18 protein-coding genes are annotated in these 21,174 nt (G+C 68.2%); 14 read left to right on the forward strand and 4 right to left on the reverse strand.

The genetic code is table 11. From position 1 onward, the window contains the following. The first annotated feature begins 10 nt into the window (after positions 1-10). Together C8258_RS26505 and holA are read left to right on the forward strand one after the other, a co-directional pair. Entirely contained in the window at positions 11-1,600 is a 1,590-nt protein-coding gene (locus tag C8258_RS26505; protein WP_106957510.1) for a ComEC/Rec2 family competence protein, read from the forward strand. Then, the gene (gene holA, locus C8258_RS26510) at positions 1,597-2,571 is read left to right on the forward strand and encodes a DNA polymerase III subunit delta (protein WP_104393747.1); all 975 of its coding nucleotides are present in this window, start codon (positions 1,597-1,599) and stop codon (positions 2,569-2,571) included. The genes C8258_RS26505 and holA overlap by 4 nt, the downstream gene beginning before the upstream one ends. A 106-nt stretch (positions 2,572-2,677) precedes the next feature. Here the strand turns inward: holA and C8258_RS26515 are convergent, their stop codons facing one another. Together C8258_RS26515 and rpsT are read right to left on the reverse strand one after the other, a co-directional pair. Continuing rightward, entirely contained in the window at positions 2,678-3,694 is a 1,017-nt protein-coding gene (locus C8258_RS26515; protein ID WP_106957489.1) for a phosphatidylinositol-specific phospholipase C domain-containing protein, read from the reverse strand. Positions 3,695-3,893: 199 nt separating this feature from the next. Continuing rightward, positions 3,894-4,157: a 30S ribosomal protein S20 gene (rpsT, locus tag C8258_RS26520; RefSeq protein WP_036499626.1), complete on the reverse strand. Its 264-nt coding sequence runs from the start codon at positions 4,155-4,157 to the stop codon at positions 3,894-3,896. Between the two features lie 334 nt (positions 4,158-4,491). Here rpsT and C8258_RS26525 point away from each other — a divergent pair, with 334 nt between their 5' ends. Continuing rightward, positions 4,492-5,283, forward strand: a complete 792-nt coding sequence (locus C8258_RS26525) for an aquaporin (protein WP_106957490.1) — start codon at positions 4,492-4,494, stop codon at positions 5,281-5,283. Between the two features lie 54 nt (positions 5,284-5,337). Here the strand turns inward: C8258_RS26525 and C8258_RS26530 are convergent, their stop codons facing one another. Continuing rightward, complete coding sequence (locus C8258_RS26530; protein ID WP_106957491.1) at positions 5,338-5,907, reverse strand: type II toxin-antitoxin system PemK/MazF family toxin; 570 nt, start codon at positions 5,905-5,907, stop codon at positions 5,338-5,340. 224 nt (positions 5,908-6,131) lie between these two features. On the opposite strand from C8258_RS26530, the gene lepA reads away from it, so the two are divergent. The 3 genes from lepA to C8258_RS26545 all read left to right on the forward strand — a co-directional run bounded on the left by lepA (position 6,132) and on the right by C8258_RS26545 (position 12,374). Continuing rightward, entirely contained in the window at positions 6,132-7,973 is a 1,842-nt protein-coding gene (gene lepA, locus C8258_RS26535; protein WP_083870661.1) for a translation elongation factor 4, read from the forward strand. Between the two features lie 244 nt (positions 7,974-8,217). Continuing rightward, positions 8,218-10,593, forward strand: a complete 2,376-nt coding sequence (locus C8258_RS26540; RefSeq protein ID WP_106957492.1) for a hypothetical protein — start codon at positions 8,218-8,220, stop codon at positions 10,591-10,593. Further along, entirely contained in the window at positions 10,590-12,374 is a 1,785-nt protein-coding gene (locus C8258_RS26545; RefSeq protein ID WP_233225357.1) for a hypothetical protein, read from the forward strand. The genes C8258_RS26540 and C8258_RS26545 overlap by 4 nt, the downstream gene beginning before the upstream one ends. A 42-nt stretch (positions 12,375-12,416) precedes the next feature. On the opposite strand, the gene C8258_RS26550 is transcribed toward C8258_RS26545, so the two are convergent. Next, complete coding sequence (locus tag C8258_RS26550; protein WP_199195868.1) at positions 12,417-14,465, reverse strand: glycoside hydrolase family 15 protein; 2,049 nt, start codon at positions 14,463-14,465, stop codon at positions 12,417-12,419. A 105-nt stretch (positions 14,466-14,570) separates the two neighbouring features. On the opposite strand from C8258_RS26550, the gene C8258_RS26555 reads away from it, so the two are divergent. The 8 genes from C8258_RS26555 (at position 14,571) to C8258_RS26585 (ending at position 21,168) form a co-directional block, all read left to right on the forward strand. After that, positions 14,571-14,891 (forward strand): hypothetical protein, encoded by a 321-nt coding sequence (locus C8258_RS26555; protein WP_106957493.1) that lies wholly within the window; start codon positions 14,571-14,573, stop codon positions 14,889-14,891. Between the two features lie 114 nt (positions 14,892-15,005). Then, entirely contained in the window at positions 15,006-15,263 is a 258-nt protein-coding gene (locus C8258_RS26560) for a hypothetical protein (protein ID WP_051024444.1), read from the forward strand. Between the two features lie 236 nt (positions 15,264-15,499). Next, positions 15,500-15,592 (forward strand): Ms4533A family Cys-rich leader peptide, encoded by a 93-nt coding sequence (locus C8258_RS33720; RefSeq protein ID WP_310400397.1) that lies wholly within the window; start codon positions 15,500-15,502, stop codon positions 15,590-15,592. 189 nt (positions 15,593-15,781) lie between these two features. After that, a complete protein-coding gene (locus C8258_RS26565) occupies positions 15,782-16,840 on the forward strand; it encodes a sulfate ABC transporter substrate-binding protein (protein ID WP_106957494.1) in 1,059 nt (352 codons plus the stop codon). A 36-nt stretch (positions 16,841-16,876) separates the two neighbouring features. Continuing rightward, on the forward strand, positions 16,877-17,788 hold the full coding sequence (cysT, locus tag C8258_RS26570) for a sulfate ABC transporter permease subunit CysT (RefSeq protein WP_255420462.1): 912 nt from the start codon (positions 16,877-16,879) through the stop codon (positions 17,786-17,788). Then, positions 17,785-18,594: a sulfate ABC transporter permease subunit CysW gene (gene cysW / locus C8258_RS26575; protein ID WP_036499655.1), complete on the forward strand. Its 810-nt coding sequence runs from the start codon at positions 17,785-17,787 to the stop codon at positions 18,592-18,594. Before cysT ends, cysW begins: the two co-directional genes overlap by 4 nt. Next, on the forward strand, positions 18,591-19,586 hold the full coding sequence (locus C8258_RS26580; RefSeq protein WP_030512833.1) for a sulfate/molybdate ABC transporter ATP-binding protein: 996 nt from the start codon (positions 18,591-18,593) through the stop codon (positions 19,584-19,586). The genes cysW and C8258_RS26580 overlap by 4 nt, the downstream gene beginning before the upstream one ends. Before the next feature lie 394 nt (positions 19,587-19,980). Continuing rightward, positions 19,981-21,168: an Hsp70 family protein gene (locus C8258_RS26585; protein WP_106957495.1), complete on the forward strand. Its 1,188-nt coding sequence runs from the start codon at positions 19,981-19,983 to the stop codon at positions 21,166-21,168. Positions 21,169-21,174 lie beyond the last annotated feature (6 nt).

Genomic DNA, 21,174 nt, shown 5'->3' on the forward strand with positions numbered 1-21,174 from the left:
CGTCGGACGCATGACGGTCGGGACGGGTGGGACTCCGTTGGACGCCCGGCTGCTTCCCGCCGCGCTGGGGTGCTGGGGCGTGACCATCGCGGGCATCACGCTGGGATGGCGAGCCGGGATGTGGATGTGCGCGGGGCTGGGGCTCTCGGTGGCCGGAACGGGAATCGTTCTGGCGCGGAGCCGATTCCGTGCTTCGCATCGAGCGGCATGGTGGGTGGTACTGGCCGCGCTGCTGGCGTCGGCGGGGTTCGGGGTGGCGGCGTCGTGGCAGGCCTACCGGGTGAGCGCCCATCCCCTCGGGCGGCTGGCGGCGGGCAGCGTGGTGACGGCCGAGATGGTGGCCGGCGATCCGAAACCCCTCCCGGCCCACTCCTTCGGTGGGCGGCAATGGACGATGCGCGCGACGGTTCGCGAATTCCGTTACGGCGCAACATCCGTACACGGCGATGCGGCGGTGACGGTGATCATGCCGGAGCGGGTCTGGTCTGATCTGGTGCCGGGGCAGCACGTCACCGTCCGGGCTCGGCTCGATCATCCGTGGCGACGTGATCTGACGGTCGCCGTGCTGCGGGCGCAGGGACCGCCGATCCGGGTCGGGACGCGGCCGTGGTGGCAGTCGGCGGCCGCGTCGGTGCGCGGGAATCTGTCCGAGGCGGCCGAACGCGCATTGCCACCGGACGCGGCCGGAGTGCTACCGGGGCTGATCGACGGTGATATCTCCGGGCTGCCGGATCACGTCCGCGAGGACTTCCGGGCGGTCGATCTCACGCATCTGGTCGCCGTATCCGGGACGAACGTCTCCATCGTGCTCGCCGGTGTCCTGCTCGCGGCCCGAGCTCTGACGCTCGACCCGCGCTGGGGTGCGGTACTCGCCGCGCTGGCGCTCATCGGATTCGTCGTTCTGGCGCGGCCGTCGCCGTCGGTACTGCGGGCGGCCGTGATGGGCGCGATCGCGGTGCTGGCGATGGTGACGGGACGCCGGAAACAGGCGCTGCCGGCCCTGTGTGCCGCGGTGATCGTACTGATCGCGCTCTCACCGCAACTGGCGGTCGATATCGGCTTCGCCTTGTCGGTGCTGGCGACCGCGGGCCTGATCCTGCTGGCGCCGAGCTGGTCGGACTGGCTCGAACAGCGCGGCTGGCCCTCACTCGCGGCCGAGGCGTTCGGTGTCGCGGCGGCCGCCTTCGCGGTCACCACGCCGATCATCGCCGCACTCACCGGACATGTCAGCGGGGTGGCGATCGTGGCAAATGTGCTGGTCGAACCCGTCGTCGCGCCGATCACGCTGCTCGGAGTCGGCGCGGCCGCCCTGTCCTGCTGCTGGCAACCGGCCGCGATCTGGGTGCTGAATCTGGCCGAGCCGCCGATGTGGTGGTTGCTCTTCGTCGCCGAACACGCGGCGGCACTGGGCATTTCGTTGCCGATGCCCGCCGGAGTGCGGGGTGCGGTACTGGCCGGTGCGCTCATCGGGGGTGGTGTCGCGGTGCTCGGGCGCCTGGGCGCGCGCCACACCCGCACGCCCGCGGGTCCGGCTCCGCCACCGGCACCCGGCGACGGGTCGGTGAACCTGTCACCGGCCACCCGTAGGATCGTCCCGTGACCGATCACCTGGCTGCCTTACATCTGGTACTCGGTGAGGAGGAACTGCTCATCGAACGGGCGGTCGCCTCGATCGTGGCGCAGGCGCGGGCCGCGACGAACGATCCCGGCGCGATGCCGGTGGATCGGCTGCGGGCGGGCGATGCGAGCTCCGCCGAACTGGCCGAACTGCTGAGCCCCTCGCTGTTCGCGGAGGATCGGGTGATCGTCCTCGAGGCCGCCGCGGAGGCCGGTAAGGATGCGGTGGCGCTGGTCACCGCGGCCGCCGGTGATCTGCCCGAGGGAGTCGTGCTCGTGGTCCTGCACTCGGGCGGCGGCCGGGCCAAGGCGCTGGCGCCGGCACTGCAGAAGCAGGGCGCCGAGGTGCACACCTGCGCCAAGATCAGCAAGGCGAACGAGCGAAACGAATTCGTACGCAACGAATTCCGCACAGCCGGCGTCCGCGTCTCGGGGGATGTGGTGCAGGCGGTGGTAGAGGCCATCGGATCCGATCTGCGCGAGCTGGCCGCGGCCTGTTCCCAGCTGGCCGCAGATACCGGCGGCAAGGTCGATGTCGACGCGGTGCGCCGGTACTACTCCGGTCGCGCCGAGGTCACCGGATTCGAGGTCGCCGATCTGGCTGTCGCCGGTGACCGGCCCGCGGCCATGGAGGCATTGCGCTGGGCGACCGACCGCGGCGTCCCGGCCGTTCTGCTCGCCGACGCGCTCGCCGACTCCGTGCACACGATCGCGAGGGTCGGATCCGCCGGTCGCGGTGACCCGTTCGCGCTGGCCTCCCAGCTCGGTATGCCGCCCTGGAAGGTGAAGAAGGCGCAGACCCAGGCTCGCGGCTGGACCGCCGCCACCATCGGCAGCGCCCTGCAGGTGGTGGCCGCGCTCAACGCCGACGTCAAAGGCGGTGCGGCCGATACGGATTTCGCGCTCGAACACGCCCTGGCCAGCATCCTGGACCTGCACGCCGCCGCGCACTGAGACACGGGCCGACAGGGCACCGAACCGAGCGGGCGAGTCGTCGACCGGCCCTGCGCGGCGGTTGCTCGCCGCGCCGCATCGACCGAAACCGAGGTTGCGGCCGGAGTCAGCGGTGGTTGTGCGCGATGATCTCGCCGACGAGCGCGGGGCCCGGGAAGTCGGCCATCACGACGCCGGTCGCTGCCCCCGGACGGGAGCGGAGGTAGTCGAGTGCGTGCTGGTTCTCGTATTCGGCGTAGCGGTGGGGAAATTTCGCCGGGTCGGGCACGCCGGAGGCCGACAGGAAGTCCATCGACAATGCCCGGGTGCCGATGGCCGGTGCCTGCGCGAGGTGGGTGGCGGCGGCCGCCCACTTGTCCTCGCGAGTGGGTTTGTCCCACAGATCCTGCGCGTCGATCGGCACGCCCCGGTCGTCGATCCCGTCGGCGCGGATGACGACGATGGTGCCGCGCACGTCACCCAGCCGGGGAATCGCGCCGGGGCCGCTCGCCGCCGGTCGCCACACCCGCGGATGCGCGTTCAGGTATCGGTCCAGCAGTGGTGGGTCCGGCGGTAGCCCGTCCGCGTCCTCGCACTGGAACGTCTTGTCCTCGTTCGTGCATTCGGCCTTCACCCGCATCAGGATCGTCTCGCGCGGGTGCCGGTCCAGGAATTGTCCGGTGACCCGCAGCACGTCCTCGAGGCCGGCCTGCTGATAGAAGCTGCCGTGCTGTACGCCGAGATTGCCGGCCTCGTCGCGCCGGACACGGATGTCGAGCGCCCGGATACCGGCCTCGAGCTGGGTGCTCGCGGTGCGTTCCGACGCACAGGTGGGCTCGGTGCAACCGGTATCGAACTTCTCCTGGTTGACCACGGCCGGCCCTGCCTTACCACCGTGGATCGACAGGGTGTCGTGAGTGCCGGGGATGGACATCGCGCCGAGCGGGGTGCTGTCGGGCAGCGCGCCCATCCAGTCCGGATTGCTCGCGGAATCGAGGTGATCGATCGCGCCGACGGCGGCGGCCTTGGGTATGCCGGCCGAGTCGGTGCCGGATGCGGCGGATGCCGGCGCCGACTGCGCCGCGGCGACCGGTCGCGCGGCCGGGACCGACTGCCTGCATCCGGACGACAGCGCGCACGACACCGCCGCTACCGCAAGAACAAGGCCCGTACTTCGGCGAATCTCCCCACCCCACACCCGGACAACGGTAGCCGACGTGAATCAACGACAAAAGCCGCCGTGGTCATCTGCGATGCAGATCCTCTGCCACGGCGGCGTTGCGAATGCTGTTGTGCGGCAGAACATGCCGCGTCGGTTCCGGCCCCGGCCGGAACCCGGGAGATCAGCCCAGCTTGTTGAGAGCCAGCGAGAGGGCGGACTTCTTGTTGGCGGCCTGGTTGGCGTGGATGACGCCCTTCGAGGCGGCCTTGTCCAGGCTGCGGCTCGCCGAACGCAGCAGCTCGAGCGCCTTGTCCTTCTCGCCCGCCGCGGCGGCCTCGCGGAACTTGCGGATCGAGGTGCGCAGCGAGGACTTCACCGACTGGTTGCGCACCCGCGCCGCCTCGTTGGTGCGGATCCGCTTCATCTGGGACTTGATGTTGGCCACGCCTGTTCCTCTGATTCCTTCTCGTCAGTTGATATGCACTAGATGCTCGTGAAAAGTCTCTGGGCGCACTACACCGAAACGGGTAGCGCCGCGCCGACGATCGAGGTTACCAGCTGGGGTGCCGCGAAGTGAAATCGCTCTACTGCGCCCGGTGGTCCGGAGGCCGGTCCGAGTCTGCGCGGACCGCCGACGGCATGCGAAGAGGTGCCGTTGTGATCCATCGGCCGCTGCCGTAGCGTCCGAACTGGACGACCGTACCGGTTGTTCGGCGTTATTCCTGAATCTCCGCGTAGTACCAGGCTCGAAGCACAGCTCGACAAAGGGAAGGTGGCAGATGTCTCCGACTGCTCAGGAAGTGCTGGAAGATGTGGTCGAGCAGCGGAAAGTGCCGCTGGCTCGAAAATTGGCGGCCGAGATGATCGGCACATTCGTCTTGGTCTTCGGCGGCGTCGGTACCGCTGTCTTCGCCGGAAGCCGGGTAGGGGCCCTGGGTATCGCGCTCGCCTTCGGCTTCAGTCTTTTGTTCCTGGTGTACGCGATCGGACCCATCTCGGGAGCGCATGTCAATCCGGCGGTGACCATCGGTCAGTTGGCGATGGGCAGAATCAGCTGGCTGACCGCCGGCTGCTACTGGATCGCGCAACTGGTGGGCGGGTTCGTCGCCGGTGCGGTGATCTTTGCCATCGCCAAGGGTCTGCCGTCCTACAACCGCGCCTCCGACGGTCTGGCCGCCAACGGCTGGGGTGCGCACAGCCCGTCGAGCGTGCAGATGCGCGGACCGATGGCGACGATCACGCGCGAGGGGTACGGCCTGGCGGCTGCCATCACTGTCGAGGTGGTTCTCACCGCGCTGCTGGTCTTCGTGGTCCTGGCCTCGACCGACCGGATCTCGCACGTGCCGATGTCGGGACTCGGCATCGGTATCACCCTCGCGGTGATCCACTTGATCTCGATACCGATCGACAACACCTCCGTGAACCCGGCCCGCAGCCTCGCGGTCGCGCCCTATCAGGACGGCGCCCTCGCGCAGGTCTGGGTCTTCGTGGTGTTCCCGCTGGTCGGCGGTCTGCTGGGCGCGCTGATCTACAGCTCCCTGTTCGGTCGCACCCGGCATCTCACCGACTGATCCGCCGCCGCCGGGGATTAGCGGTAGTGTCCGGGCGTCCTCGGCGGTGGGAATTCAGCCCCAGTGGTACTCCGCGCACAGTCGGTGCGCGACGAGATCGAAGGTCTTGCGCGGGAGAATGGCCCCCTCGCGCCGGATGCCGGCCTCAGGCACATCGAGAACGCGATCCAGCCGGACCCAGCTGTCGCGTCCCTCGTAATCCCAAGGACCCGAACCGATTCCGACCCAGTTGTGCTCGGCGCCGCGCGCCGGATTCGATGAGAGCATCAGACCCAGCAGAGTCTTGCGCTCGCGGCCCACGACCAGCACCGGGCGATCCTTGCCGTTGGCCGGATCCTCCTCGAACGGCACCCAGGTCCACACGATCTCGCCCGGATCGGCGCGGCCGTCGAGCTGTGGGCAGTAGACGATCTGGCGGGCACGTTCGCGGGTCGGCACCGGAGTCGAGGCCGCCGGCCGCACCGCGACCGTGTCCTTGCGGCGGCCGCCGAGAGCGCGATCCCACATCGAGGAGCGCTGCATCCGGTCGACGAGTTTCGGCGCCTGCTTCTTGACGATCCTGGGCCCCTGCTCCTTGGCAATGGTCCCCAACTGCTTGCCCAGAGAGCTCCATGTGCTGGCCATATCGGCAGAGCTTAACGGCGAACTGCGCCCGGCTCATCCGGCGTCGGATTCGCTTGCGCCGGGCGGTGAATCGGGTGTGCCGCCGCTCACACCGGGGCCGTCGGCCCCCGGAACTGCGTCGTTGCCGCCGATGCCGGCCCGCCGGTGCGTGCACGACCACGCGGTATGCGCACGTAGACTGCCGCATGGCGACTTATCGACTTGTTCACGGGTAGGAGTGTCCCATCAGCACGTTTGCCGACACGACGTTCACCGATCCCTCGCGGATCCGGAACTTCTGCATCATCGCGCATATCGACCACGGCAAGTCCACGCTGGCCGACCGCATGCTGCAGTTGACCGGGGTGGTCGAGGAACGGCAGATGCGTGCGCAGTATCTGGACCGGATGGATATCGAGCGCGAGCGCGGTATCACCATCAAGGCCCAGAATGTGCGGCTGCCCTGGAACGTCGACGGCACGGACTACGTCCTGCATCTGATCGACACGCCTGGTCACGTCGACTTCACCTACGAGGTCTCGCGGGCGCTCGAGGCGTGTGAGGGCGCGATCCTGCTGGTCGACGCCGCCCAGGGCATCGAGGCGCAGACGCTGGCCAATCTGTATCTGGCACTGGACAAGGATCTCGAGGTCATCCCGGTGCTGAACAAGATCGACCTGCCGGCGGCCGATCCGGACCGCTATGCCGCCGAACTCGCCCATATCGTCGGCTGCGAGCCCGAGGACGTGCTGCGCGTATCCGGCAAGACCGGCGTCGGCGTGCCCGAACTGCTCAACAAGGTGATCGAGACGGTCCCGCCGCCCGTCGGCGAGGGCGACGCCCCGGCCCGCGCGCTGATCTTCGACTCGGTCTACGACACCTATCGCGGTGTCGTCACCTACGTGCGTGTGGTGGACGGCAAGCTCACCCCGCGTCAGAAGATCAAGATGATGTCCACCGGCGCCACCCACGAACTGCTGGAGATCGGCATCGTCTCGCCCGAGCCCAAGCCCACCCAGGGCCTCGGCGTGGGGGAGGTGGGTTATCTCATCACCGGCGTGAAGGACGTCCGTCAATCGAAGGTCGGTGACACCGTCACCACCGCCCGCGACGGCGCCACCGAGGCGCTGACCGGCTATCGCGAGCCGCGACCGATGGTCTACTCCGGCCTGTATCCGGTCGACGGTTCCGACTATCCGGATCTGCGGGACGCGCTGGACAAACTGCAGCTCAACGATGCCGCGCTCACCTACGTCCCGGAGACCTCGGTCGCGCTGGGCTTCGGTTTCCGCTGTGGCTTCCTCGGACTGCTGCACATGGAGATCACCAGGGAGCGTTTGCAGCGCGAATTCAACCTCGACCTGATCTCGACCGCGCCCAACGTGATCTATCGCGTGATCATGGAGGACGGCACCGAACAGGTCGTCACCAACCCGTCGTTCTGGCCCGAGGGCAAGGTGCGCCAGATCTTCGAACCGGTGACCAAGTGCACGATCATCGCGCCGAGCGAATTCGTCGGCACCATCATGGAGCTGTGCCAGTCGCGCCGCGGTGAACTGCTCGGCATGGACTATCTGTCCGAGACCCGCGTCGAGATGCGGTACACGCTGCCGATGGCGGAGATCATCTTCGACTTCTTCGACTCGCTGAAGTCGCGCACCCGCGGTTACGCCTCGCTGGATTACGAGGAGGCGGGCGAGCAGGAGGCCGCGCTGGTCAAGGTCGACATCCTGCTGCAGGGCGAGGCTGTCGACGCGTTCTCGGCCATCGTGCACAAGGACGCGGCCCAGGCCTACGGCCACAAGATGACCACCAAACTGCGCGAGCTCATTCCGCGGCAGCAGTTCGAGGTGCCGATCCAGGCGGCGATCGGCTCGAAGGTCATCGCGCGCGAGAACATCCGCGCGATCCGCAAGGACGTGCTGGCCAAGTGCTACGGCGGTGACATTTCGCGCAAGCGCAAGCTGCTCGAGAAGCAGAAGGAAGGCAAGAAGCGGATGAAGACCATCGGCCGGGTCGATGTTCCGCAGGAGGCCTTCGTGGCCGCGCTCTCGACCGATTCGTCATCGGACAAGCCGAAGAGGTAGTCTCCGAGGTTCCGCGAGATTAGTTGGACCGTTGACCGAGTCGGCGGCCGGTTGATCTTGGGGCTTTCCGGAGACGCCCTCCGGTGGCAAGCTCGGAAGATGCCGCTGTGAGCTGTCATCTGTCCACCTGAAAGAAACCTGAAGGATGTGACAGTCAAGTTTTCCGGAAATAAGGTGTAAAAAGACCCGGATTCGGTAACACCCCGTTCGGTTTCGCCAGCCGAACGCTGAGAGCGGAGTTTGTATGACGCATGAGCTGCCCTTCGACGATGATGCGGACGCGGGCGATCATGCGAACGATGCCGCATATCGCGTGGCGACCGGTGTCGCGCGGGTGGCTCGGGCCGGCGCGTACGTCACCGGCGGTGCGCTGATCGCCTCCAACGGGTCGCCCGCGCCGGAGAACGAATCGCACAACAGCCACATCACCGGCTGGTCCACCGCCGATCCGCATCCCGATGTGCCGAGCCCGGTGGTGACTTATCCGGATCCGTCGCCGGACTCCGTCCCGCCGGACCTCGGGACCTCCGCGCCGCGGCACACCCCGGCCGCACCGGCACCGGGGCTCGCGCTGCCCGAACACCACGGCACGGATGCGTTTCCCGGCCTGCAGTTCCCGCAGGGCAGCCAGTCGCCGCTGACGTTCGGCGAGTTCCCCGGGACGACCGGCGGAGAATCTCCCGACTCCCATTTCCCGTTCCCCGAGTCGAACCACGGGTTCGGCGGCAACGGTGTCTTCGATTCACCGGAATTCGGTGGCGGACACGGGCTTTCGATGCCCGGTTTGCACACCTCGAGTGCTCCGTTCGGCTTCGGCGCCGAGGATCCGGGTCCGGCGTCGAGTTCGAGCGGACTCGACCTGCCCGGTGCCGCCCGCACGACCGACGAGCAGCGCGACGACTCCGACCTGTCGGGTGCCGACCCGCACCCCACTACGCCGTTGCTCGGCCACGGCCTCGGGCTTCCCGGTACCAACGGTCTGCACCTGCCCGGTATGAACGGTCTCGGCGCGGGCGGTTTCGGCTCCGACAACGGACTTCAGGACGGACACGGCGCCTTCGACGGGGTCGGGGACGGTGGTGGTCCGGGGATCTTCCTGGGCACCGAGATGAAGGTGGACGCCCACGTCGGCTTCGACGGCATCTGGGTCACGACCGAGACGAAGGTGGACTTCGCCGTGGGCGACGTCGGACATCAACTCGACGACTACGGCAACTGGCTGGGCAACAGCGCGCACCAATTCCCCGGGTTCACCACGCAACCCGACGCCACGGCTGCGGCAGGGCAGAGCGTCGGCCCGGCCGCCGATGTCACCCGCGCGGCGGGTACCTCCGCCGACGGCATGACTGTCCCCGCACCCGGGGCGACCGCATCGGCCGCACAGTCGGGGGCCGCGCATCCCGCTTCCGCGGCGGGCCCTGCCGGCGCCGCGGCATCCGGCTCGCCGGCGTTCGCGCCGCAATCCGGACCGATGGCGGCATCGGCCGCTCCCGGCCCGACGTCGTTCTCCACCGCTCAGGCGTCCGCGCCGGTGACGAATGTCGCGGCACCGCAACCGGTTTCGACCGCACCGGTCGTCGCGGCACCGGCTCCGGTCGCGCCCGCTCCGGCGCCGGCATTCGTCCAACCGGTCTCGGCGACGCCGCTGCAGACCACGATTCAGCCCGAGGCCGCCACCCACCCGATCGCGAACGTGATCACCACGCATGCGGGACCGTCTCCGCTGACCGCCCCCGCGGTGGCCGTTCCGGCGCTCTTCGACGACCGGCCCCGCCATACCGATGCCGGACTGCCGGGCGGCGGTGCGAACGATCCCTCGGACGGCGCCGGGCGGACCACCACCCACACGCCGACCACCACGTCGCACGGCACCACCACGACCCACGGCACCGATGCGACGAAGACGCCCGCCGTGCCGAGCACGTCGCATGTGCCCGGGACCACGCCCGGCGGTGAGCACACCACCACCCGTCCGGGCACCTCGACCGGCAGGGATTCGGCCGATCACGATTCCGTCGATCGGCCCACGCCGACCGTGACGGTGCCCCGCGACACCGATTCCGGTCACCCCACCCGCACCCCCGGTACGACGCCGTCCGATACCGGCAGCGATTCCGGGCCGTCGACCTCCGCCGGTGCGGACGCGTCGACGCCGGGACATACCGCGACGCATGCGCCGGGCACCTCCTCGGGCGCGGACACCTCCGCATCCGGCAACGCCGACGGTTCGACCCTACCGACCCACGGTTCCCAGCTGCCCACCCATGATCCGGATTCGGTTCCGACGCAGCAGGTTCCGACGCAGCAGTCGATGCCGCCGAGTCAGACCATTCCGACACACGAACCGACCGTGCCGACCGCGCAGCACACCGCACCCGTGGAGCCGCCGACCGTGATCAAACCACCGACCACCATCGATCCCGCGCCGAATGCGCACATTCCGGTGAAACCGGTTGCGGCCGTGACGGATTCGTACGACACGTCGCTGTGGTCCGATTCCGGCCACGGCCTGGCGACCGTGTCCGCCGCCGGACTGTCCGGCGGTCTGCACGAGACCACCTTCGCCGAGACGCACCACCCGGTGGACCATCCCGTCGATTTCCACGTGCTTCCGCTGTGACGGCGGTGGAGTCGCCGGGTGCCAAACATCCCGACGAGATGGCGCCGCTGCTCGCGCAGCTCGACGAGCTGCTCGACCTGACCCGTGCCGCGGGCCGGGCCGATCTCACCGCGCGACTGGGGATGTCACGGGCCCGGGTGGCCGACCCGCGCGTGCGGCTGGTGGTCGTCGGCGAACCCAAGAACGGGATGAGCACGCTGGTCAACGGTCTGGTGGGCAGCGCGGTCAGCGCGACCGGCAGTCAGGTCAGCGTTCCGGTGATCGCCGAATACGGTCCGGAGGCAACTGCCACACTGGTGCGCTCGTTGCCCGGTGGCCGCACCGAACGCCAGCCCGTCGACCCGCTGAATCCCGGCCCGGCCCTGAGCGCGGCCGGCGTGATCCGGGCCGAGTTCACCGACCCGAGCCCGCTGCTGGCCGAGGGGTTCGTGGTGATGGACGCGCCCGGCGCCCCCGCCGACGCGCCGACCACCTGGTCGCTGATCGCCGCGGCCGACGCCGTGCTCTACGTCAGCGACGCGGCCGCGGAATACACGGCCGAGCAGATCGCGCTGCTGCAGCGGATCCGGCAGGTGTGCCCGACCGTGGTGTGCGTGCTCAACAAGATCGATCGCTACGGCCACTGGAGCCAGGTGCAACAGCGCAACCGCGATCTGCTCGACGCCGCCGGCCTGGGTTTCGCGGTCGCCCCGATCTCCGCCGACCTGCATCTGCGTGCCGGTAACGATCATCGCCGCGATATCGAATCCGGTGTGCCGCAACTGATCGACCATCTGCGCGGATACGTCCTCGCCCGCGCCGACGCGGTCGCCCGGGAGGCGGCGCTGCGCGATATCCGCACCATCACCGACCATCTGGGGCTGGCGTTGCGCAGTGAGGCCGAAACCCTGCGTGATCCGCGGCGCTACACCGCGATCACCGATCAGTTGCGCACCGCGCGCGCCGAGGCCGCCGATCTGCGTCACCGCAGCGCCAACTGGCAGGTCACCCTCGCCGACGGCTGTTCGGAACTGATGGCCGATATCGAACACGATCTGCGGCACCGGTTGCGCAGTCTGGTCCGTCACGCCGAATCGGAGATCACCAAGCGCGATCCGGCCCGCAGCTGGGACGAATTCGGCGCCGATCTGGACTCCCGGATCTGTGAGGCGGTCGAGGAGAATTTCGTCGTCGCCCACTACCGCGCGGTGGAACTGGCCGAGCAGGTGACCGCGAAATTCCCCGCCGACTCGCGCGATGTGCCGCTGCCCGATCTGCGGCTCGAGGATCCGGGCGACGTGCTCGAACCCGTGGCCTCGCTCGAGCCGCTCGACACCGCCAAGGTGAGTTTCACCTCGTCACTGCTGAACGTGATGCGCGGTTCCTATGGTGGCCTGCTCATGGTCGGTCTGCTCACCAGCTTGCTGAAAATGCCACTGGTGAACTGGTATTCGGGTGTGGCCGCCGCCCTCCTGGGTATCAACGCGCTGTGGGAGGACCGCAAGCTGCGCCGGGATCGGCGCCAGTCCGAGGCCAAGGTAGCGGTCGCCCGCCTGATGGACGATGTGATCTTCCAGGTCGGCAAGGAATCGCGGCACCGGCTGCGCGCCATGCAGCGCATGTTGCGCGACCACTTCACCGACCTGGCGGACCAGACGCTGCGGTCGGTGGACGAATCGCTGCGCGCGGCCGAGGAGGCGGCGGCGATCAATTCGCCGGAGAGCCGCGAACGGCGCCTCACCGAAATCGAGCGGTCGATGGTGCGGTTGAGGGAGATCCGCGAAAACGCCGACGTGCCTTGATGTTTCCGGGTGGTCCGGAGCCGTCCGGACCACCCGTACTCGTCAGCCCGCCGGATGGGCCGGGCGGAATTTTCCCGCACCGGTGGCCTGCTCCGCCCGGATCACGTGCATGACCGCGTTGATCAATGCCAGGTGGGTGAACGCCTGCGGGAAATTGCCCAGATGCCGTCCGGTATAGGGGTCGATCTCCTCGGCGTAGAGCTTGAGCGGGCTGGCGTAGCCGAGCAGCCGTTCCAGCAGATGCCGCGCCCGGCGCACCTCGCCGATCTCCACCAGCGCCGACACCAGCCAGAACGAGCAGATGGTGAAGGTGCCCTCCGCGCCGGACAATCCGTCGTCGGTGGTGTCGGTGCGGTAGCGCAGCACCAGACCGTGCTGGGTCAGATCGGAGGCGATCGCCAGGACCGTGGCGCGCACCCGCGGATCGGTGGGCGGCAGGAAGCGCAGGAGGACGACCAGCAACAGTGACGCGTCGAGGGTGTCGCCGCCGTAGGTTTGGGTGAAGATGCCGTTGTCGTTCACACCATGGGTGAGGACATCGGCCTTGATCTCTTCGGCGAGTGCGGCCCACTTCTCGGCGTAGTCGGCCTCGCCGTGCAGTTCGGCGAGTTTCGCGCCGCGATCCAGCGCGACCCAGCACATCACCTTCGAGGAGGTGAAGTGCTGCGGTTCGCCGCGCACCTCCCAGATGCCGCGGTCGGGTTTGCGCCAGTTCTCGATGGCCGCCTCGACCTGACGCTTCAGCATCGGCCACAACGTCTCGGGCACCTGCTGCCGCGATTTCACGTGCAGGTAGACCGAATCCAGAATGGTGCCCCAGATGTCGTGCTGCTGTTGCTGAAACGCGCCGTTGCCGATGCGAACCGGTTTGGCGCCGTCGTAACCGTGCAGATGCGGGATTTCGGACTCGTCCAGGTCGCGTTCCCCGCCGATGCCGTACATCACCTGAAGTGGTTGCGCCGCACCGTCTTTCGCGGTCGCGACATCGTGCAGGAAGGCGAAGAAGTCGTCGGCCTCCCGGTTGAGCCCCAGCGTATAGAGGCCCCACAGCGCGAAGGTGGAGTCGCGCACCCAGCTGTAGCGGTAGTCCCAGTTGCGTTCGCCGCCCGGCGTTTCCGGAAGAGAGGTGGTGGCGGCGGCCATCAGGGCGCCGGTCGGGGAGTAGATCAGGCCCTTGAGTGTGAGCGCGCTGCGCTGCAGATAGCCGCGCCACGGATGATCCGGGAACTTGCCGAGAGTGATCCACTGCCGCCAGCATTCGGTGGTCTGCCACATCTTCTGCGCGGCCTCGGCGAAGGTACGGGGGGCCGGCAGCGGCGACCAGGACAGCGCCACGAACAACTGATCGCCCTCGTGCATGCGGGTGCGGGCGCGTGCCTCGCGCCCCTCCAGGCCCAGCCGCATATCCGTGGTGAGAACCAGTTCCCCGCAGGGCAATTCGTCGTGGGAGCAGGTGGCGGTGGCGGTGGCGCGCTCGTAGACCTCACCGGTGTATTCCCAGTTCGCGGGCGCCCGGTGATAGTCGAAGGCCGGCTCGCAGCTCATCTCCAGTTCGACCACGCCGCTGACACATTTCACGGTGCGCAGCAGGATGTGCTCGGCGTCCCAGTCCTCCGGCGTGCGGCGGTAGCTGCGGCTGCGCTTGTCGTTGTTGTGCCAAGGTCCCAGCACCAGCGCGTCGCGCACGATGATCCAGCCGGTGTCGGTCTGCCACGTCGTCTCCACGATCATGCCGCCGGGCAGGTAGCGCCGCGCCGTCGGCACGTTCACACCGTATGGACCCAGCCGGAAATGCCCGGCGCTGCGATCGAGCATGGCGCCGAACACGCTGGGCGAATCCGGGCGCGGCAGGCACATCCACTCGACCGCGCCGTTGCGTGCGATGAGGCAGCAGGTTTCGCAATCGGAGAGGAAGGCGTAGTCGTCGATCGGCGGATACGACGACTTGTGCACGACACCCGCCGAGATGGGCAGGTAGTTCGCCCCTATCTCCGCATCGGAGACATCGGCCAGGGCATCGCGCGGCGGAGACATGTCGTCGAGCGTCTCGATGAGGGGTTGTTCGGTGATCGGTTCGTCGTAGGACGCCATACAGCCATCATGGTGGATTCCGGTCGCGTTCGCCGGGACTGTCGGCGCTCGATATCGGCCGGTCGGCATGCCCCGCGGCCGACGCACCCGTGACCTACTAGGCTGGTGGACGTGCATCATGTCGCGGGCTGGTGGGACGGCTTCGAGTTGTGGGTGGCCGGATTGCCGTTCCTCCCGCAGTTCGTCGTGGTTCTGGTCGGGGCGGTGCCGGTCAGTTTCCTGATCGCCTACCTGCTCGATCGTGGACTGCGGATCGTGCTGCGACTGCTCGGCCGGGACCGGTCGGCCGCCGCCGAGACCGACCTCGCGGCCGTCGGCGCCGCATCCGAGATCGAGCCCGATGCGGCGACCCTCGCGCCGCCCGAGCCGGTGCTGGCCGGCGCCACGATGCACGCTCCGGGTCCGATGCCGAAGGAAGCGATCTGATGCCACGCTCACGGGTCCAGCTGGCGCTGATCGCGCTGCTCGTGCTGATCGTCGTCGCCTGGTTGCTGACGCGATAATCCCCCGCTGTCGGAGGTTGCAGGTACTGTGCAGCCCATGCCAACCGATGAGGAATTCGTCGACCTCGAGCAGCTCCTGGAGATCGAGGACGGCCCCCGACTGATCGCGACCCACTACACCACCGCCGACGAGGCGATCGAGATGGTGCGCGCCGCGCAACTGCTCGGTCTGGGCGTGCGGCTGCAGAACCGGCTCCGCGCCGACGAGCCCGACGAGGATGGTGAGGAGATCGCCGTCGAGGAGTGGGTGCTCGACCTCTACGAGAGCCCGCCCGAGTCCGCCGACGAGGAATAGGCCGGCCCGATCGGCTCGTGCCGGACGTGCCCACCCCGGGGTTCGCGTGACTGTGGTCTTCACCACCGTCGGCGCGGGCCCCGGGTCTCGTTTCCGGGGCCGCCGGGTGGCCGCCGGGAATCCGAAACATGAATACTTCCCGCCGGTCATCGGCGGGTTTCGCGGACTCGCCGGGCCGGGCCGATTTCCTCTTCGACCGATTCGCGCGGTTCCGGGCGCTCTGTTAGAGTCTGCCCGTGTCATCGAGCGTTGTTCCGCAGGTCCGCCATGAATTGGCGTTGATCGCGGTCGGCTGTCTCGTCGTCGCGGACATTCACTGTCGTCGATAGCTGATCGGACACGCTGCGCCTTCTCCATCGGTCCGGCGCACATCTCTTCCGCAGCGTCTCCGCTTCCCGCGGCTCTGCCGCACGCGCCACTGCCCGGTATCCACCGGGGCAGGTCTACCGCTCAATCACAGTTACATCCGCTCCGGCAGCAGTGTGCGCCGGTGGCGGGCGGCAGGAAAGGTCGCTTCCATGTCTCGCAGATCGTCCAGCAGATCCTGGTTCTCGGTGCGCCGAGGGCGCATCGCCGTCGCGCTCACCGCGCTGGCGGCCGTGGGACTGACCGCCGCCTGCAGTGGTGGTTCGAGCGACACCGCGGGTGGCAACGCCAGCAGCGGTGGCGGGCAGCTGACGCTGTTCGCCTACTCGGTCGCCAAGCCGGGCTACGACAAGGTGATCGGCGAATTCAACAAGACCGAGGCCGGCAAGGGCGCGCAGATCCAGCAGTCCTACGGAGCCTCCGGTGACCAGTCCCGCAAGGTGAAGGACGGGGCGCAGGCCGACGTCGTCAGCTTCTCGGTCGAGCCCGACATCACCCGGTTGGTGGACGCCGGACTGGTCGACTCGAACTGGAATGCCGACGCCAACAAGGGCGTGCCGTTCGGTTCGGTCGTCGTGATCGCCGTCCGCAAGGGCAATCCCAAGGGCATCCACGACTGGAACGATCTGCTCAAGCCCGGCGTCGAGGTGGTGACTCCGAACCCGTTCAGCTCCGGCTCGGCCAAGTGGAACCTGCTGGCGCCCTATGCCGCGGAGAGCGACGGCGGTAAGAATCCGCAGGCGGGCCTGGACTACCTGGGCAAGCTGATCTCCAAGGACCACATCAAGGTGCAGCCGAAGTCCGGGCGGGAGGCGACCGAGACCTTCCTGCAGGGCACCGGTGACGTGCTGCTCAGCTACGAGAACGAGGCGATCTTCTCCGAGCGCAGCGGGGATCCGATCGAACACGTCATCCCGCCGACCACCTTCAAGATCGAGAATCCGGTGGCCGTGACGAAGAACGCCAAGAACCCGACGACGGCCGTGGCGTTCAAGGACTTCCTGTACTCGCAGGCCGGTCAGAAGGCATGGGCGGAGGCCGGTTTCCGTCCCGTCGATCCGAAGGTCGCCGCGCAGTACAGCAAGGATTTCCCGGCGCCGCAGAAACTGTGGACGGTCGCCGATCTGGGCGGGTGGAAGCAGATCGACAAGGATCTGTTCACCCCCAACACCGGCAGTGTCGCGGTGCTCTACGACAAAGCCACCAAGTAAATCGGTGGCCCGGAGCGCACGGAATACTGGATAACTGTGACTGACAGCAGTACGAAGGCCGAGATCGGCAGTAGTACCGACGCCGGGACCCCTGGTCCCGGCGTTTCCGGGCAGCAGCAGAAGCGGTCCGCCGGTCCGGCCTGGCGGTCGCGGCTCACCGGATCGGCCGGCTCGCTCGGCCTCGCGATCACGGTGCTGTGGCTGAGCCTCATCGTCTTGTTGCCGCTGGCCGCACTGACGGTCCATTCCTTCGACGACGGGTGGTCCGGCTTCTGGGACGCGGTCACCGCGCCCGCGGCACTGGACGCGCTGCGGGTGACCGTCCTCGTGTCGGTGGTCGTCGCCGTGATCAACGTCGTCATGGGCACGGTGGTGGCGTGGGTGCTGGTGCGCGACGATTTCCCGGGTAAGAGCTTCGTCAATGCCCTGATCGATCTGCCGTTCGCGCTGCCGACGATCGTGGCGAGCATCGTGCTGCTGTCGCTGTACGGGCCGCAGAGCCCGGTCGGTATCCACCTGAACGCCACCCAGCCGGGACTGGTGGTGGCGCTGGCGTTCGTGACCTTGCCGTTCGTCGTGCGCTCGGTGCAGCCGGTGCTGATCGAAGCGGACAAGGAAGTGGAGCAGGCCGCGGCCTCGCTGGGCGCGAACAACCTGACCATCTTCCGGCGCGTGGTGTTGCCGTCGCTCGCGCCGGCCATCATCTCCGGCGGTGGCCTCGCCTTCGCGCGCGCCATCGGCGAATACGGGTCGGTGGTGCTGATCGGCGGCAATATTCCGCGCCGTACTCAGGTGGCGTCGCAGTACATTCAGCAGCAGATCGAGGTGGACCGTCCGGTGAACGCGGCGGCTGTTTCGGTAGCGCTGCTGGCGATTTCCTTCGCCACCCTGCTGATCCTGCGCGTCTTCTCCGAACGCACCGCCCGCAAGGAACAGGCCAGCCGATGAAACTGTCCGCCCCGTCCCGGATTTCGCTGCGCGTGATCGCGCTCGCGTATCTGATCGTGCTGCTGGTGGCTCCGCTGGTGATCATTCTCTGGCGCAGCTTCGAGCACGGAATCGGCGCCTTCCTCGATTCCATCACCACACCTGCCGCGATCTCGGCGTTCAATCTCTCGCTGTTGATCGTCGCGATCGTGGTGCCGCTCAATGTGGTCTTCGGAGTCATCACCGCCATCGCGCTCGTGCGCGGAAACTTCCGGGGGCGCACGCTGATTCAGGGTGTGGTCGATCTGCCGTTCGCGGTGTCGCCGGTGGTGGTCGGCGTATCGCTGATCATGCTGTGGGGTGTCGGCGGCTGGTTCGGCGGCCTCGACAGTTTCGGTTTCCGGGTGATCTTCGGCCTGCCGGGCATGGTGATCGCCACCCTCTTCGTCACGCTGCCCTTCGTGGTCAGCGAGGTCGTCCCGGTCCTGCACGAGATCGGCGACGACCAGGAACAGGCGGCGGCGACTTTGGGCGCCAACCGCTGGCAGACCTTCTGGCGCATCACCCTGCCGGCCATCCGGTGGGGCCTGACCTACGGCATCGTGCTCACCGTCGCTCGCGCCCTCGGCGAATTCGGCGCGGTGATCATGGTGTCGTCCGGACTGCCCGGCATTTCCCAGACCCTGACGCTGCTGGTGCACGGTCGCTACATCAACGACCACAACACCTTCGGCGCCTACTGCGCGGCGACCCTGCTCATGGCCATGGCGCTCGTCACGCTCATCCTGATGACTCTTCTCGAACGCAAGCGGGGCACTGCCAAATGATTACCGTCACCGACGCGAACAAGCGTTACGGTTCGTTCGCCGCCCTCGACAACGTCAGCCTGGACATCCCCTCCGGTGAACTGACCGCACTGCTGGGGCCCTCCGGTTCCGGGAAGTCGACGCTGCTGCGCTCGATCGCCGGCCTGGAATCGCTGGATTCGGGCATCGTGACCATCGCCGACCGCGACGTCACCCGGGTCTCGCCGCAGAAGCGCGATATCGGCTTCGTGTTCCAGCACTACGCGGCGTTCAAACATATGACCGTGCGCGACAACGTGGCATTCGGGCTGAAGATCCGCAAGCGGCCGAAGAACGAAATACGCAAGCGCGTCGACGAACTGCTCGGCATCGTGGGCTTGGACGGCTTTCAGCATCGCTATCCGGCGCAGCTGTCGGGTGGTCAGCGGCAGCGGATGGCGCTGGCCCGGGCACTGGCCGTCGATCCGCAGGTGCTGCTGCTCGACGAACCGTTCGGCGCCCTCGACGCCAAGGTGCGCCATGATCTGCGCACGTGGTTGCGCCGCCTGCACGAGGAAGTGCACGTGACCACCGTGCTTGTCACCCACGATCAGGAGGAGGCGCTCGACGTCGCCGACCGGATCGCGGTGATGAACGCCGGTCGCATCGAACAGGTCGGAACGCCCGAGGACGTATACGACCGTCCCGCCAACGAATTCGTCATGTCCTTCCTCGGCGCGGTGGCCAAGCTGAACGGACATCTCGTGCGCCCGCACGATATTCGCATCGGCCGCGACCCGGGTATGGCGTTGGCCGAACACGAGGGCACCGCGGAATCGGCGGGGGTCACCCGCGCGACGGTCGAGCGGGTCGTCCGCCTCGGTTTCGAGGTTCGTCTCGAACTGCGCAACGCGGCCACCGGCGATCTGTTCACCGCGCAGGTCACGCGCGGTGATGCGGAGGCGTTGCGACTGGCCGAGGGGGAGACCGTCTTCGCCCGCGCCACCCGCATTCCGGAACTGCCGGCGGCCTGATCTCGCCCGCCGGCTCGCCGTCGAGCGGAGCCGCTCTCCCCGGTTCGCCGATGCGCATCCGCGTCCGTGCGGCGCTGCGGGAGTGAGCGTTTCGCCGGATGCGCCCACGGTTGCGGGAACGCCGGTATACGGTGTCCGAGGGTATTCGGACGTTTGCTGGCAAACCCGTACCGGTCGGTCGGTGTCGCGAAATGTCCACTGCGCGTATGAATTGCCTGATTTGTTACCGCAGGTGAATGGGTATATCTGCGGGATCGAGGGGTTCACCGCGAAGTGCGGCGGTTGAGCGGACAACTGATTGTCCGGTGCTTGGCAAGTTCTCAGCACAGTGATTGCCTGATGCCTGCTCGGGACATGTCAGCGAACGTACGCTCGTCGATCGAGGGGAATTGTGATGACGGTTGGGCTCGGAGTGAGTATCGGCACGGTCAACACGGTGTGCGCCATCGATACTGCTGAGAGCGGCAAGAACGCGCGCGGCCGCAAGCGCGGCGCGTCCGGTGGGCGCATACGGGCCTCCGGCCCGAGATCCGCGCTGCCGCAGCAGCGCACGGCGCCGGGAACCTGGCGCACGACACTCACTTTCGACAGCAGCGGCGCCGCACGAGTCGGCCGGATCCCGCGCCACGGCCGTGCCGTGACCGATTTCGCCGATCTGACCGAGCGTGGACGCACCGCGCGCGTGCGTCATCGTTCGCTGTCCGCCGCCGATCTGGTGGCGACCGTGGCGCGCACCGTTGTCGCGGACGTATCCGCCCACGTGGCGGCCACCGCCGACACTCGCAGTCCGGAAACCGCTGTCGCCGTGACACATCCGGTGAGTTACGGCGAGGACCGGGTGCTGGAACTGCGCGAGGCCCTCGACGCGATCGGGTTGTCCCACGCCGCCCTGGTCGCCGAACCGGTGGCGGCCGCGGCCTGGTTGTCGGCGGCGCACGGGCCCCTGATGCCGGGCTTGGCGCTGGTCTACGACCTCGGCGGATCCGGGCTGACCGTGACCCTGGTGCGCATCGGCGCCGGCACTCCGGCCCGGCCGGTGATCGGGGAACCGTTGCGCTCCAACGCCTTCGGTGGCCGCGCCTTCGGCGCGAAGATGGCAACCCAGGACAACTGGCGCGCCGGCGAATCGTCGGCGGCCGACTCCGCGATCACGGCACTGCGTACCGCACACGTCCGCGAGTCGCTCGATGTGGTCTACGAATGCCTCGGACGAGCCCGCGTGACGATGGCCGATGTCGACTGTGTACTGGTCGTCGGCGGCGCCGCCCGCCCGCCCGAAGTCGCCGCGGTCCTGGCCTCGGCGCTGGCGCGGCCGGTGATCGTCGCCCCGGATCCGGAACGCACGATCGCCGAGGGCGCGGCCGTTCTCGCGCGCCGCGCCGCCGAATCGGCCCGGGAGAGCGAGGTCGCCGGGGCGCCCGAACGGCCCGAGCCGCCGCGCATGCTGCGCCGCCGCCTGACCCGGGTCGCGGTCACCGTCGCGGTCGCAGCCGGCGGCGCGCTGTTCGCGGCGACGGCTGTGGTGGGAGACGAAGCGGGGGCGCAATCCATGGGCGCCGGGATCGTGCACGTGCAGCGCTGACGGCGT

Source organism: Nocardia sp. MDA0666 (assembly GCF_003023875.1).
Classification (GTDB): domain Bacteria; phylum Actinomycetota; class Actinomycetes; order Mycobacteriales; family Mycobacteriaceae; genus Nocardia; species Nocardia aobensis.